12 protein-coding genes are annotated in these 15340 nt (G+C 65.3%); 5 read left to right on the plus strand and 7 right to left on the minus strand.

All coding sequences use genetic code 11. From position 1 onward, the window contains the following. Positions 1-8 precede the first annotated feature (8 nt). Positions 9-950, plus strand: coding sequence for a TIR domain-containing protein (locus WCE37_RS10870; RefSeq protein WP_343279378.1), 942 nt, complete (start codon positions 9-11; stop codon positions 948-950). A gap of 348 nt (positions 951-1298) precedes the next feature. Next, complete coding sequence (locus WCE37_RS10875) at positions 1299-1691, plus strand: hypothetical protein (RefSeq protein ID WP_343279379.1); 393 nt, start codon at positions 1299-1301, stop codon at positions 1689-1691. Positions 1692-1737: 46 nt separating this feature from the next. On the opposite strand, the gene WCE37_RS10880 is transcribed toward WCE37_RS10875, so the two are convergent. Beyond that, positions 1738-2973, minus strand: coding sequence for a VRR-NUC domain-containing protein (locus tag WCE37_RS10880; protein WP_343279380.1), 1236 nt, complete (start codon positions 2971-2973; stop codon positions 1738-1740). Positions 2974-3091: 118 nt separating this feature from the next. Further along, positions 3092-4129 (minus strand): tyrosine-type recombinase/integrase, encoded by a 1038-nt coding sequence (locus tag WCE37_RS10885; protein ID WP_343279381.1) that lies wholly within the window; start codon positions 4127-4129, stop codon positions 3092-3094. Between the two features lie 150 nt (positions 4130-4279). Between WCE37_RS10885 and WCE37_RS10890 the strand changes: the two genes are divergently transcribed. Together WCE37_RS10890 and WCE37_RS10895 are read left to right on the plus strand one after the other, a co-directional pair. Then, positions 4280-5239 (plus strand): DNA-binding protein, encoded by a 960-nt coding sequence (locus tag WCE37_RS10890; protein WP_343279382.1) that lies wholly within the window; start codon positions 4280-4282, stop codon positions 5237-5239. A gap of 15 nt (positions 5240-5254) precedes the next feature. Next, on the plus strand, positions 5255-5983 hold the full coding sequence (locus tag WCE37_RS10895) for an enhanced serine sensitivity protein SseB C-terminal domain-containing protein (RefSeq protein WP_343279383.1): 729 nt from the start codon (positions 5255-5257) through the stop codon (positions 5981-5983). Positions 5984-6995: 1012 nt separating this feature from the next. Here the strand turns inward: WCE37_RS10895 and WCE37_RS10900 are convergent. From WCE37_RS10900 to WCE37_RS10920, 5 genes are all read right to left on the minus strand, one after another. Beyond that, entirely contained in the window at positions 6996-9677 is a 2682-nt protein-coding gene (locus WCE37_RS10900) for an excinuclease ABC subunit UvrA (RefSeq protein WP_343279384.1), read from the minus strand. Further along, the gene (gene cueR / locus WCE37_RS10905; RefSeq protein ID WP_343279385.1) at positions 9677-10123 is read right to left on the minus strand and encodes a Cu(I)-responsive transcriptional regulator; all 447 of its coding nucleotides are present in this window, start codon (positions 10121-10123) and stop codon (positions 9677-9679) included. The genes WCE37_RS10900 and cueR overlap by 1 nt, the downstream gene beginning before the upstream one ends. Continuing rightward, positions 10113-12533, minus strand: a complete 2421-nt coding sequence (locus tag WCE37_RS10910) for a heavy metal translocating P-type ATPase (RefSeq protein ID WP_343279386.1) — start codon at positions 12531-12533, stop codon at positions 10113-10115. Before WCE37_RS10910 ends, cueR begins: the two co-directional genes overlap by 11 nt. A gap of 92 nt (positions 12534-12625) precedes the next feature. After that, positions 12626-13081 (minus strand): hypothetical protein, encoded by a 456-nt coding sequence (locus WCE37_RS10915; protein ID WP_343279387.1) that lies wholly within the window; start codon positions 13079-13081, stop codon positions 12626-12628. A 62-nt stretch (positions 13082-13143) separates the two neighbouring features. Next, entirely contained in the window at positions 13144-13743 is a 600-nt protein-coding gene (locus tag WCE37_RS10920) for a hypothetical protein (RefSeq protein ID WP_343279388.1), read from the minus strand. Between the two features lie 173 nt (positions 13744-13916). On the opposite strand from WCE37_RS10920, the gene hemN reads away from it, so the two are divergent. Next, on the plus strand, positions 13917-15323 hold the full coding sequence (gene hemN / locus WCE37_RS10925) for an oxygen-independent coproporphyrinogen III oxidase (protein ID WP_343279389.1): 1407 nt from the start codon (positions 13917-13919) through the stop codon (positions 15321-15323). The last annotated feature ends 17 nt before the right edge of the window (positions 15324-15340 follow it).

The raw sequence follows: 15340 nt of genomic DNA on the forward strand, positions 1-15340 counted from the left end.
AGAATCTCATGTCAGCCGATATCAAGTCCCGCTTTCAAAACAGTGAAGATCTGATCGATGCGCTCAAGGCGCAACGCCTGCTGGAAGGCTCGGACGAACTGGCACGGGCGTTTGCCCAGGGCGGCGAACTCGTTTCCTACACCGATGGCCAGGTGCTGATCGAACAAGGCGCCGCAGATCGCGACATGTACTTCCTGCTCGCCGGCAAGACGACGTTGATCATCAATGGCTACCGACTGGGGTACGGCCGCAACGCGGGCGAAACCGTGGGCGAGATGTCCGCGATGAATGGCGCGATTCTGCGCTCGGCGACCGTGGAGGCCACCGAACCGACGGTGGCGTGGAAAGTCTCTCACCGCCACTTGGCTGACATCGGAGTTCGTTTTACGGACATCTGGAAGCGGTTGGCTGTGGTGCTCAGTGGGCGCCTGGAGCAACGCAACGCGTTGATCAATCGCCTTAACCTCAAGCCGCGCGTCTTCATCATCTGCTCGAAGGAGGCCTTGCCGATTGCTAAGTGCCTGGAGCTGGGGCTGGAGTACGACAATTGCGATGTGCTTCTCTGGAGCGACGAAGAGATCTTTGCGCCGGGTCAGTACCCGTTGGAATCGCTGGAAGCAGAGGTGGCCAAGGCAGACTTCGGGGTCGTGCTAGCCGAGCCGGATGATCTGCGGCTTTCGCGTAACAAAGAGCATCATGTTCCGCGCGATAACGTTATCTTCGAACTTGGCTTCTTCATGTCTCGGCTGGGGCGCGGACGCACCTTGCTTCTCCTCCCGCGCAACAAAGACGTGGAAATGCCCTCCGACTTCAAGGGGCTGACGCCCATCTCCTATGTCGCCGAAGGAGTGGCCAGCCAGCTCACTAAATCGCTTGCCCCGACGGTGACTCGGATTTCCCATGTCATCCAGGAGAAAAGGCTGCGGCGATCGCTGGTGGAGGCCACCTAGTGCTGTATGAGGCGACGCCTACGCAGGCGTCCACTATGAAAGAGTGGTGTATCAAAGTAGGCTGGGATGCCCTGGGTGATCGCATAACGCGGATTCCCGGAAAGCTGGAACAGGAAAGTATTGTTTGGCCGTTGACGCAGCATCAGCCGTTCGCCGACCAGGGTTAGACGTCGAAAGAGGGCTTATGCAATGATTGTGTATCTGGCTTGGGGCTCATTGGTATGGGAGCCGGGCGACCTACCGCTTACGCACGATTGGCGCGACGATGGGCCAGGGGTAAGAGTGGAGTTCGTCCGTCAATCCAGTAACCGACGTCTCACGTTGGTCCTCACTCCGGAGGCAGATCCATTGCCTTCGTTATGGGCCCGCTTCAGTGGTGAGGATCTCGCAGCGGCGCGGGAGCATCTGGGGCTGCGTGAGAAGATTCCTAGAAAGAATCGCGAAATCCATATCGGCAGCTGGATTCCGGGCACTTCCGAGCCAGAGTGTATTCTGGGATTGGAAGCGTGGGCGAGGGAGCATGGTGTTACCGCAGTTGTATGGACTGCCCTACCGCCCAAGTTTTTCGATAGAGAAGCTCCCGTCGCTTCATTGGAAGAGGCGTTAGCCTATCTAGCCGGTCTCTCTGGAGAAACACGGGCGCTTGCCGAAGAGTATGTTCGTCGAGCCCCGGTGCAGATCGCTACGGCGTATCGCAAGCGCTTTCAAGAGGAACTTGGCTGGCACCACATCGGAAATTGAACTCGTGCAGATACCCAACCCCATTCGGCTTCTTGCTGGACGACGATTATTTGCCTGCCGAACCAACTTGGGATCCGGGTGGTTTTCGGTGCAGTTTGACCAGTCGGAAGGGGAGCTTGAGGTGCTCATGGTTGTCAGCGATCCAACGTTTCTGGTCGCCGCTCAATCGATCACTCGATGATTTGACCTCAATGAACAGGACCTCATCGTCACGCTGAAGGAGGAGGTCCGGCCAGCCAAGATAGTGCCCCCAATAGTCAGAGACGAGATAGCGCAAAATCGAAACAATGTGGGTGGGTTCGAGCATCGTGACAATCCGGCGGGCCCGATCCACATCCGTCTCTCGATGGGCCCAAAGATATTGGCGGAGATCCGAGCTCATCGGTCGCCAGTAGTCGAATAGCCACAGCATGCCTTCACGGTCTTCGGGGAAGAGCTCGAAATGTTTGGCAATCTGCTTCTTGCGCCGTTTCGGGTAGCCCCTGCCGCCGAAATCGTCGGGCAGCAATGTCCAGATAGGCTCTTTCTCGCCGCTCGCTTCATAGGTGTGGCGGTCGCCGAAACCCACCATGCGGACACGTGGGTCGCTACCATCCTGGATCAATAGCCACATCATGACTCCGAAGAGTGCGTGCAACGGCATGCTCTCTAACGGCAATACAGACCATCCCTGACTTCGGTACAGATGTGTGACGTAGGCTTCTGGCGATACGGTCTCATCGCCAAGGCGGATCAATTTTCCCTTCGTCGGCTGGTCGCTATAGGCAGCGTCAACGGCATGGACATCGACATCGTAACGTTTAAGTACGTCTTCTTGCGAAGGTTCTGAAAAGTTATATTTCGGCGAGGCGGCATGCTTGGCTTTTATTTCGTTCAGAACCTCTGCTTCTATAGCCGCACTAGCGGCCTTGAGATCATCTGGTGAAGCATCGGGATGTGTCTCAGACCACTTTGCCCGACGTAGTGTTGTCTGGAAGTACAGTTCCCGCCAGTAGTAGCGCTTGATCTTGGATGTCCGTCCAAAGCTTTCCGCAGCCGGCGCTGGAACCGGAGGTAGCCCACGGCACTCAGGACATGCCTCTGGTACAAATCCGAGATCAACGGGAACATCGATCTGGAGTTCCAGCTCTCGCCCCATTTGTAACTGGTGAGAGAGGAAGCGCCTACCGAAATCCTCGTCGCAGGTGCACATCATCACTCGCTGGCATGTATCACAACGATATTTTCGGATCAGTTCGTATTGATTGAGGCAAGACACGCGCGCATGGGGACACTCTGACATAGGTGATCCTTCTCTGGTCGGGCAGGCAAGAGTCTCAAAGACGCTTAGTTGCCGCTTGCGGGCAAGGGCAGCTGGCCACATGGCATGGTGATCACCTCGCCTCGGGCTTATGCGTTAATCAGTCTTCGAGGAGACGGGCAGCCGGGTTGGCTGTTGCTCCGCCGGCTTGGAAATATCCGACTACGCTCGACACTGCCCGATGCTCAGTCAATTGCATGATCGCCGGCAGCGATACGCCTTGGCGGCTCGCCTCGGTCACGAACCCGGAGCGAAGGCTGTGACCGCCAAAATCCCCCTCTAAGCCTGCCTGCTGTGCACGCCGTTGCACGATCTCCCCCACCGCGGCAGGGGAGAGGGCAGGGCCAACGCGACGTTTCCACAGCCGCCGAAAGATTGCCCCCTCGGCAATCCCGGACGCCTCCAACCAATCTTCCAGTGCGCGCGCCGCCCGATCGAGGACGGGCTTGTCCGGTGTCGAGTTCGCCGTCACGCCGGCCTGCTGGGTCTTGCTGTGCTCGAGTCGGTAGATGTAGCCCTTGTCGCTGATCCGGCGCAGATCCCTCATGTCCGCGGCGGCGATCTCGCTGCGACGACGACCGCCACTGGCAAAGCCGAAGCAGAGCAGGGCACGGTCGCGTACGCCTTCGAGGCTGTCGTCACAGGTGGCCAGCATGGCTTCGAGCTCGGCCAGGGTGATGGCGGTTTTCTTGCGCGGCCGCTCGCCACGTTTGACCGCCGCACGAGCGGCGCGGCTCAGCACCGTGCGAATCGCCGGTTGTTCGCATGGATTTGGGAGCTGCTTGAGCCGATGCGCCGTGGACAGCACCGCGACCCGGTGTCGCACAGTCGACAGCGTCCAGGGACCGAGCTTGGCTTTCAGGCCTGCGGTGACCAACGCCTGGTCGACGGACGGCGGTAGCTCCCAAACCAGCTCACCATCGGCATTGCGGCGGACCACGTGGTCGACCACGAATTGCAGCACGGCGGCCTCCGGGACCGGCAGCGTGAGTTCGATGCCGTAGCGCGCTTGGTGCCAGCCCGCCCAGTAGCGCAGGGCGCTGGAATAGCTGCGTGTCGTGTTCTCGGCCGCGGCTTCCGCGAGCAATTCGCGCACGGCGTCCGCTGCTTGCTGCGCCAATTGCACGGGCAGCGTCATGCCAGACGCCGTCGCAGCGAGGGTCGGATTTGTGGAAATATGTTTCATAGTATGTAGTATTTACTACGCTTAAAACCTTATAGCCACGATAATCATCACTTATCACCAGTACGTCAAGTGCGGGGCAGGGCGCGCGCGTAGGAGGCACACATGGCACGTGGTATCACCGAATCCGACGTCCACACTGCGGCCGACGAGATCGTCGCCGCCGGCGAACGACCCACCGTGGAGCGCATCCGTGCCCACCTCGGCACCGGATCCCCAAACACCGTGACGCGTTGGCTCGAGACCTGGTGGCAGCGGCTCGGCCAACGGTTGCAGGCGCAGCAGGTCCGTCTCTCGGTACCGGCCGCACCAGACGCCGTGGCCGCGCTGGCGGGGGATCTGTGGCGGCTGGCGCTGAAGAGCGCCAGTGACACCACCCAAAAGGCGGTGGCGGCGGACCGCACAGCCCTCCAGGAGGCACAGGCCGCGCTCCAGGCTGAACATGAGGCTTTCGTTCTCGAGGCCTCGGCTCTACGCAGCCAGGTCGATGCCGCAACCCACTCCGAACACCTCGCTTCCGCCCAAGCGGCCGAACTGAAGCGACTGGTCAACCAGCTCGAGGGCCAGCTCACCGAGCTCGCCCATCAGCGCGACGCCGCGATGTCGCGAGCTGCGGACGCCGAATCCGCGTGGCAAGCGGCCGAGAGGCGGCTGCAGGACCTTCAGGACGCCGGCCAATCTGAGCGTGAGGCGCTGACCAACCATGTGCGGGCGACTGAGGATCGCGCCCACGCAGAAGTTGATCGTGCGCGTCAGGAGAGCAGGGAGCTCAAAAGCCTTCTTTCGGCCCTTCAAAAGGAGCACGCAGCGGCAGAGAAGTCCCACCTCCGGGCTGTGGAGCAAAGCAACACCAAGGCCATTGACGCCCAGCGGCAGGCTGAGGTCCAGCGGGCGCGGGCCGATGCGGTGGAGAAACAACTGGCCAAGCTGCAGGATCTACCCGCGGCTCTTGAGGCCGCAGTACGCAGAAATAGTCCTTCGTCTCCTCGGCGAAAGCCGGCGACGAAGAAGGGCGGTCGTAGTCCCAGAAATCGCGTTAAAGTCTCCGAGCCTGGTGCCGAGTAGCTAACAACCCAGCAAATGATCAGTGAGAGCGAACTCGAAGAGCGCCTAGAGCGGGCTCGTGGAAACCCCGAAGCAGAGCAGGAGTTCTTCCAGTACCTGCTTGAGGCCACGGTGTATGCCCATGTTCCGATCTCGGACGACTGTGCAAAGTTCCGCCTGATTCAGTTCAAGCACCCTGATGGCTTCGACACGCTGCCCTTCTTCACATCTGAGTCCAAGGCGGCCGTCGCCGCGGGCAAATCTGCGCGGATCGTGACCTTCACAGGTCGCGAGCTGCTCGAAATCACGCGCGGAGCGATCTTGATGCTCAATCCGAATGATGGCGGCGCAGTGCTGTACCCGGAAGAGATCGAATCCTTGCTGGCTACAGGAACGATCGTTCAGGTCAGGAAGGACCCTTGGTCGGGTGGCCCCTCCTGGTTTGGCTCCGCAGAACGGCAGCCGTCTTGGCTAGTCCCGGTGCTGACGCGTACGTTGGCCCAGCAAAGCTCCGTGACGTCGGCTTATCTGATCCAAACGGCGCCAGAAGAGAGTCCGGAGGTTGTCTCGCTATTGATTGTGCTTGGCGTAGAGCCTGGCCAGGCAGAAGGCGCAGCGCGAGCGTGCCTGACGTCCATGCAACCGGAGATCCAACGATCACCGCCGGAGCTGGCGATTGATCTGACGGTGTTCGACCCGGCCCAAGGTGTTCCTGACTTCGTTGCGGGTTGCGGCGTAGAGCCGTTCTTTCGACGGAAGTCATAGCCGTTCGCTGCCAGTCATCCAGACAACTCCCACCGGTATCGGAACGCGTCACGGTCACGGCGCTTGAGGGTTGCATCGGGCCAGCCTCGCAAATGACACGGATAGGGGACAGCGACACCAACCCCGCGGTGCAAGTGGATTAGCAAGGATCTCCATTGCTCGCTAATCTTAGCTGGACTCAGCTAATTCCATGGATTCAATCAGTTAGCGACGCATCTCTCATTGGGGTAGCAGCCAATTATGGTCCGGGCGATAAGGACGCCATAAATGCCATCGGCGCGGCACTGGTCTAGGGCGAGACATCAATGTGGGCTAATCGAGCGGCAGTTGGCGCGCCGAAGGTCGCGACGTGTGCATGTATGAGCACTTCGCGGGCGCGAACCCGCTCAGGGCTCTCCGCGCCGACGACAAACTGATGCAGGGTTGTCCCTCGCATATCGGCTTCGGCCCAAAGTGGTCTGCCTACATGGTGCAGACTTTCCGTGCAGGAGGCTCAAAGTTGTCAGCGGCAGACACCCAAAACAGCCGGACAACGGTGCCTCTAACGATGCGGGATCCGCCCTACGGTGCATCCGTGTATGCGGCCCGTCACCGAGGTGCACTCAACCATGCTCGTAAGGTGCCCCAAGAGTGCCGTGGCGAAGCCTAAAAGAGTGCGGTGCCCACCGGGGGGACGTCGATGGGTAGGGTTAGCGCGGCTACTGGGGAGACATCGACGCGTACAACAGCACGTGATTGCTTGTGACTCTCCAGCAACAACCGGGCTAGTTGACGGCACTTTCTGATCCTGTTGGGCGACTTGTTGGCGGCAATTCAAAACGCGGGCGATTGTTAGGCGACAACTGGGCGGTTGTTGGTCAGCGTCAGGGCAATTCCTCGGCGTCAATCAACTTCCTCCGCGGCAATCAAGCAGTTGGCAGAGTGCGGCCGGGATCGCTCTGTTCCACCTCCGCCCAGCACTTCGCATAATGCACATTATGTAAAAACTAGGGCGGACGCCAGCGGCATGCCCCTAGGCGGAGCCCTCCAACGCAGACGCCAGGTACTCCGCCGTCCGGCTGCCCCGCACCTTGGCCACATCCCGCGGCCGCCCCTCGGCGACGATCAGACCTCCGCGTTCACCCGCATCCGGGCCCATGTCGATCACCCAGTCCGCCTGCGCCACCACGCGCATCTCGTGTTCGATCACCACCACTGTATTTCCCGCCTCCACAAGCCGGTGCAGCTGCACCATCAGACGGTCGACGTCGGCGGCATGCAGGCCGGTGGTCGGCTCGTCGAGTACGTACAGGCTGCGGCCACGCTGGCTGCGCTGCAGTTCGGTGGCCAGCTTGATGCGCTGGGCCTCGCCTCCGGACAGCTCGGTGGCCGGCTGGCCGAGGCGCAGGTAGCCCAGGCCGATCTCGCGCAGCAGGTGCAGCGGGCGGGCGATGGCACCCTGTTCGCTGAAAAACTCTCCGGCCTGCTCCACCGTCATGCCCAGCACGTCGGCGATGTTGCGGCCATTCCATTGCACCTGCAGCGTGGCCTCGTTGTACCGCGCACCATGGCAGGTGGGGCACGGCGCGTGGACGCTGGGCATGAACAGCAGCTCGACGCTGACCACGCCCTCCCCTTCGCAGGTCTCGCAGCGGCCCTTGGCGACGTTGAATGAAAACCGCCCGGCGTCAAAGCGGCGTCGGCGGGCTTCGGGCGTGGCGGCAAACAGCTTGCGCACGTGGTCGAAGAGTCCCGTGTAGGTCGCCAGGTTGGAGCGCGGCGTGCGGCCGATCGGCTTCTGGTCGACCTGCACCAGGCGCTGCACCGCATCGATGTCGCCAGCCAGATGCCCGCGGGTGCGCTCGAACGCCGACGGCGCATCGGGGGCCTCGTCATCGCTGTCCTCGGGCTCGTGGCCCAGGTGCAGGCGGACCAGTTCCGCCAGGGCCTGTGCGATCAGGCTGGACTTGCCAGAGCCGGAAATGCCGGTGACGGCAGTCAGCACGCCCAGCGGTATGCGCGCGTCCAGCCGGCGAAGGTTGTGTCGGTACAGGCCCTGCAGCTCCAGCCACCCGGACGGGGCGCGCTCATGGCTGTCCGGCGCCGGGGTGGTACCGAACAGGTACTGCGCCGTGCGCGACGCTTCGATCGCCGCCAGCCCTTCCGGCGGTCCGCTGTACAGCACTTCCCCGCCGCGTTCGCCGGCATCGGGGCCGACATCGACCAGCCATTGCGCGCGGCGCATCAGTTCGAGGTCGTGCTCCACCACGAACACCGAATTGCCGGCGTCGCGCAGCTGCTCCAGCGCGCCGTACAGCGCCTGGCTGTCGGCCGGGTGCAGGCCGGCGGACGGCTCGTCAAGCACGTAAACCACGCCGAACAGGTGCGAGCGCAGCTGGGTGGCCAGCCGCAGGCGCTGCAGTTCGCCCGGCGACAGCGTCGGCGTGCTGCGATCCAGCGACAGGTAGCCCAGCCCCAGCGCCTGCAGGGTATGCAGGCGGCCGATGACGCCTTGCGCAAGACGCTGCGCGGCCAGCCGTTTCTCCTCGGACATCGCCGGGGTGCGGCGCACGTCGGGCGCGGCGGCATGGGTGGCCTGCTTCGCGGCGGCGCGCCTGGCCCGGTCGCGCCCGGTCGCGCTGGCTCTGCTGCTGCCCTCGCCGGCGTCGACGGGAAAGTCGCCCTCCGCGATCGGCTGCAGCAACTCCACCAACCGATCCAGCGACAGGCGCGAAAACTCGCCTATGTCGACCCCGGCAAACGTCACCGACAGCGCCTCGCGCTTGAGGCGCTTGCCGTCGCACTCCGGGCACAACCGGCCCTCCAGGAAGCGCGACACGCGCTTCTTCATCAGCGCGCTCTGGGTGGTGGCAAACGTGTGCAGCACGTAGCGACGCGCGCCGGTGTAGGTGCCCATGTAACTGGGCTCGGCCTTGCGCTTGAGCGCGGCGCGGGTCTCGGCCGGGGTGAACCCGGCATACACCGGCGCGGCCGGGGTCTCCTCGGTGAACAGGATCCAGTCGCGGTCCTTCTTCGGCAGCTCTTTCCAGGGCCTGTCGATGTCGTAGCCGAGCGTCACCAGGATGTCGCGCAGGTTCTGCCCGTGCCACGCCGGCGGCCACGAAGCGATCGCTTTCTCGCGGATGCTCAGCGACGGATCCGGCACCATCAGCGCTTCGGTCACCTCGTACACGTGGCCGAGACCGTGGCAGCGCGGGCACGCACCCTGTGGCGTGTTGGGCGAGAAGTCCTCGGCGTACAGCATCGGCTGCCGGGCCGGGTACGCACCGGCGCGGGAATACATCATCCGCACCAGGCTCGACAGCGTGGTCACGCTGCCGACGCTGGAGCGCGCATTGCCGGCGCCGCGCTGCTGCTGCAGAGCGATCGCGGGCGGCAGGCCTTCGATGGAGTCGACGTCCGGCACCCCGGCCTGGTCGATCAGGCGCCGCGCGTACGGCGCCACCGATTCGAAGTACCGGCGCTGCGCCTCGGCATAGATGGTGCCGAACGCCAGCGACGACTTGCCCGATCCCGACACGCCGGAGAACACCACCAGTTGATCTCGCGGTACGTCGAGGTCGACGTCCCGCAGGTTGTGTTCGCGGGCACCGCGGACGCGCACGCAGCCGTCGTCACGGGCGATGGCGGGAGCGGCAGCCCTGGCGGACGACCTGCCGGCGGCACGGGATTCGGCAGCGCGCGACGTGGCCATCAGGCGCTCCCGCCCAGGTCATCCAGGATCGGACAGTCCGGGCGCTGGTTGCCGCGGCATCGCCGCGCGAGTTCCTCAAGCGTCCGCTGCATGGCCTGCATTTCGGCGATGCGCTCGCCCAGATCCCGGGCATGGTCCAGCGCCAGCGACTTGACCTCGGCGCTGGCGCGGGACCGGTCCGACCACAATGCCAGCAGGACTTTGATCTGCTTCATCGAAAAACCCAGTGCGCGCGCACGTTTGACGAAGCGCAGCCGATGCACATCCTGGCTGCTGTAGAGGCGGTAGCCGGCCGCGGTGCGCGCTGCTTCGGGGATCAGTCCGATGCTCTCGTAGTGGCGGATCATCTTGGCGGTGACTCCGGACAGGCCGGCGGCCTCGCCGATGTTGTGGAAGCCCTGCTCGCGTGCTTCGCCAAGCTCCGGCGGCGGTGGTTTACGCGACATGGCCTGTCTCCTTGCCGGCCTCGGGCGGCGCCGGCCGCCAGCGCTTCAACAGCAGCGTATTGCCCAGCACGCTCAGCGAAGAGAACGCCATGGCCGCGCCGGCGAAGATCGGATCAAGCAGGCCGATCGCGGCCAAGGGGATGCCGACCACGTTGTAGGCGAAGGCCCAGAACAGGTTCTGGTGGATCTTGGCCGTGGTGCGCCGGGAGACATCGATGGCATCGGCCACGAGGGTGATCGAGGGGCGCATCAGGGTGACCGCGGCGGCGTGCATGGCCACGTCGGTGCCCGAGCCCATGGCGATGCCGACGTCGCTGGCCGCCAGCGCCGGGGCGTCGTTGATGCCGTCGCCGACCATGGCGACCACGCCGCGTGCCTTGAGCTTGCGGACCACTTCAACCTTCTGTTCCGGACGGACGTTGGCGTGCACCTCGTCGATGCCGAGGCTGCCGGCAATGCTGCGCGCCGCACCTTCGTTGTCGCCCGAGATCATGACCGTGTGGATGCCGAGCCGGTGCAGGCGCGAAACGGCGGCGCGCGCGCCGTCACGGGGCTCGTCGCGGAAGGCCAGCAGACCGATCACCCGCACCGCATCGCCCTCTCCCGCGGCCAGCCAGGACAAGGTGTGGCCGCTGCGCTCCAGCTCATTTGCGCGGGTGCCGAGGTCGCCGACATCGGCCTTGATTTCTTGCATCAGCGCCAGGTTGCCAAGCCACGTTTCGCGGCCGTCGACGCGTCCCTTCAGGCCACGTCCCGGCAGGGCCCGGGTATCGGAGGCGGCGGCCACCGGCGTCGCTTCGCGCAGCACGGCCCGGGCCAGTGGATGTTCGCTGCCGCTCTGCAGCGCGGCGGCCAGTGCAAGCAGCGCTTCGCGGTCGCCGATGGCGGGGATCGCTTCGACCAGGCGCGGCTCGCCTGCAGTCAGGGTGCCGGTCTTGTCGAAGGCCACGACCCCGACCTTGTGCGCAAGCTCGAGCGCTTCGGCGTCCTTGATCAGGATCCCTGAGCGTGCAGCAACGCCGGTCCCGGCCATGATCGCGGTGGGCGTGGCCAGGCCAAGCGCGCAGGGACAGGCGATCACCAGCACCGCCACGGCGTTGAGGATCGCGGCGTTCCAGTCCTGCGTCACAAGGCCCCAGGCCAGCAGGGTCACCACGGCGATGGCCACCACCACCGGCACGAAGATCGCGCTGACGCGATCGACCGCCTTCTGGATCGGGGCCTTCTTCGCCTGTGCGTCCTCCACCAGGCGGATGATGCGGGCCAGCGCGGTCTCGCTGCCGATGGCCAGGGTTTCGACCACCACGACGCCTTCGCCGTTGACGGCGCCGCCGGTGACACGGTCGCCGGCGTCCTTGGCGACGGGAAGCGACTCGCCGGTGATCAGCGACTCGTCGGCGTGGGTGCGGCCTTCGCGCACTTGGCCATCGACGGGAAAGCGCTCGCCCGGGCGCACGACGACCAGGTCCCCTACCCTCACCTGCTCGACTGCGACGTCCACGTCGCCGGCGGCGGTGCGCACGCGTGCGGTCGATGGCTTCAGCGCCTGCAGCGCGCGAATGGCTTCGGTGGTCTGGCGCTTGGCGCGCGCCTCGAGGAACTTGCCGAGCAGGATCAGGGTGATGATCGCGGCGGAGGCTTCGAAGTAGAGCTCGGCGGAGCCCTGCAGCAGGTTGTGCACGCTCAGGCCGTAACCGGCGGAAGTACCGAGTGCCACCAGCAGGTCCATGTTGCCGGTGCCGGCGCGCAGGGCGTGCCAGCCGGCGCGGTAGAAGCGCGCGCCCAGCCAGAACTGCACCGGCGTGGCCAGCGCGAACTGCAGCCAGCCGGGCAGCATCCAGTGCTGGCCGAAGAGCATCCCGGCCATCGGCAGCACCAGCGGCGCGGTCAGGATGGCGGCGATGAGCAGGTGGCGGGCTTCCTTCGAAAGCGGCCGGCGGCCGGCTGCGGAGACCGGATGTTCGGCTGCAGCCGGCGTTGCCTGCGGAGGCCGCGCGACGTAGCCCGCGGCCTCCACGGCGGCCACGAGCTTCGCCACGTCGACTGCACCGGCCGTGCGCACCCTGGCGCGCTCGGTGGCGAGGTTGACCGATGCCTCGATCACAGCAGGCACCTTCGTCAGCGCCCGCTCGACCCGACCCGCGCAGGACGCGCAGGTCATGCCTTCGATGGCCAGGTCCACGTCGTCCGTGGCGACGCTGTAGCCCGCCGCCCCGATCGCAGCGGCGATGTCCGCTGCGGCGGGCAGCGCCGGCCCGCGGACTTCGACGACCTCGGTGGCGAGGTTCACGCTGGCGTCTTCCACCCCCGGGAGCTGCTTCACGGCCCGCTCGACGCGGCCCGCGCAGGACGCGCAGGTCATTCCTTCAACGGCGAGGCGCAGCCCGGTGCTGACTGTGGCGGTGGTCATGGACATGTCGCTCCTGGTTCATACGCACAGCCTAATCCTTCCCAAGATGGCAAGGTCAAGCGGCCGCAGGGACCAGGCGTTGCAGGCAGCGCTCAGCCGCCAGTCCGGGCGCACGCGGCCCAGACTTCGTCATCAAGTCGGCGCAACAGGTCGAACGTTCGCTTCAAGCCGACGCGGCGCAGCGTCTGCTCACGGCGCTCGCGTGCGGCCCGGCAGCGGTCGGGTGCCGGTTTGCCGCGTGTCCGCGGCCGGGCGGGACGCGCTTTGCGCGCGCCCGCACGCACGCCCGCGCCAACATTCGGGCCGGCTTGCCGGGCAGCATCCACCTGTCGCGCCGCGGTGGCGGGCTCGGGAACGGCGTCATAGCGCCCAGCAAGCCGCTGCCCGACGCCGCATTCAGCGCTGGTGAGGGTGACGTGGCCGGCAGCGTCGATGCATTTCTGAACGGTCTGCGCATGCGCCGGCGTGGGCCCGGCTGCGGCCAGCGCTGTCGCGATGGCCAGCACTGCCGCCAGCCCGGATCCATCCGTGGATCGATGACGCCCCATGTGGCCTCCTGCCGGTCGGGTCCCGTCGCTTCGGGCGCGCCACGTGGACGCGCCCGGCCTTGCTAATGCAGTTCGGCCTGCGCCACCGACACCGCCAGGCCTTCGCGGAAGCGCACCCTCAGCAGGTCGCCGACTTTGATCCGGCCCACGGCTTCGCGATGCTCGGGCGTCTCGGCGTGCAGCGTGCGGACGTTGCCGGTCGGGCCCTGCACGGTGAACGCCCCCGATGCCGCATCGACCTCGACCACCGCCGCCAGCACGGTCACTTCCTGTTCGCCCACCTGTCCACCATTCGACGGATGCAGGCCTTCGTTGATGTAGGCACCCGGCTCGGCGCTGCCGCCGGGCTGGATGTCGAACAGCACCGACCGGTGGTAGCGCACGTCGACCACGTCGCCGACACGAAGCTCATCGATTCCCGTGACGCGCGGATCGACCGGCAGCACGCGCGTCCCGGTGCCGGTGTCCAGGGTCACCAGACGCTTCTCGACGTCGATGGCGGTGACGCTGCCGCGTACGGCGACCTCGGCCTGCACCATGGTCTCGACCTCGGGCGAGGAGGCCTGCCCGGCCTCCGCGGACGGTTCGCCGGCGATCGCGGCGGAAGCCAGCGCGAGCGCCGCGGCGAGGGGAATCAGGTGGGCAAGGCGCTTGGTGTTCATGCTTGGCTCCAGGATGCGGATGAACGGATGAGTTGCGCATCCTAGCCGCTGCCAGCGTCGCGGTGCTTGAGCGCGGTCAAGCGAAGGTTCGGACTTCCCCGCGATCGCGGGCCACGCAAACCCTTGATCCGAATCAAGGCGCGCACTCCGTGGCTGCTGCACGATCCCATCCCATGGACGCATCCCTTCCCTTCAGCGCCGAACTCCTGCGCCGCTACGACCGGCCCGGCCCGCGCTATACCTCCTACCCCACCGCGCCGCAGTTCAGCAACGCATTTGGCGAAGAGCAGCTGCGCGATGCCGCGGCCGCCAGCAATGGCGATCCCATCCCGCGCAGGCTTTCGCTGTACGTGCACGTTCCGTTCTGCGTCAGCCCCTGCTTCTACTGCGGCTGCAACCGGATCATCACCCGCGACAAATCTCGCGCCGGGACCTACCTCACGCGGCTGTATCGCGAGATCGACATGACCGCCGCGCTGTTCGATCGCGATCGTGAAGTGATCCAGCTGCATCTTGGTGGCGGCACGCCCAACTTCATGGGCCCCGACCAGATCGGCGAGCTGGTCGATGCGCTGCGCCGGCAGTTCCACTTCGCGCGCCCGGAAGAAAGCGATATTTCGATCGAGCTCGACCCGCGCTTCGTGTCGCCCGCCGACGTCGCCGAGCTCGGCCGGATCGGCTTCAACCGCGCCAGCTTCGGCGTGCAGGACTTCGATCCGGCGGTGCAGGAGGCGGTCAACCGCATCCAGTCGGTCGAGGAAACCCGCGCGGTGGTCGAGGCCTGCCGCTCAAGCGGCTTCCGCTCGGTCAACGTCGACCTCATTTACGGCCTGCCGAAGCAGAACCCGGAGGGTTTCGCGCGCACGCTCGATACGGTGGTCGAGATGCGCCCCGACCGGCTTGCGGTCTACGGCTATGCGCACTTGCCTGAAGTCTTCCGCCCGCAGAACCAGATCAGGTCCGGGGACCTGCCCGGCGCCGAGGAAAAGCTCGGCCTGCTGGAGCTGGCGATCACCAGGCTGTCCGCCGCCGGCTACCAGTACATCGGCATGGACCACTTCGCGCTGCCCGACGACGACCTGTCCATGGCCCAGGCCCGCGGCAGCCTGCACCGCAACTTCATGGGCTACACCACGCACGCCGACAGTGACCTGATCGGCCTGGGCGTGAGCGCGATCAGCCACATCGGCGACACCTTCAGCCAGAACCCGCGCGACCTGCCCTCCTGGCAGTTCGCGGTCGACGAAGGCCGGCTGCCGGTCTTTCGCGGCATGCAGCTGGACGAGGACGACGTGATCCGCGCCGACCTGATCCAGCAGCTGATGTGCCAGGCCGAGGTGCCGATGGAGGCGCTCGAGCGTCGACACGCCATTGATTTCAGGGAGTATTTCTCCGATGGCCTGGTGAAACTCGCGCCGCTGGAAGCCGATGGACTGGTGCGCGTGGAGCCGGGCAGGATCAAGGTGACCGCGCGCGGACGGCTGCTCTTGCGTAACATTGCCATGTGCTTCGACCGCTATTTCGCCCCCGCCGCCGCCGCCGAATCCGACACCCGGCCCCGCTTCTCCCGCGCCATCTGACGCCACGGGAGGCCTGT

Origin of the sequence: Luteimonas sp. MJ250 (assembly GCF_039548455.1) — a bacterium.
Lineage (GTDB): Bacteria > Pseudomonadota > Gammaproteobacteria > Xanthomonadales > Xanthomonadaceae > Luteimonas.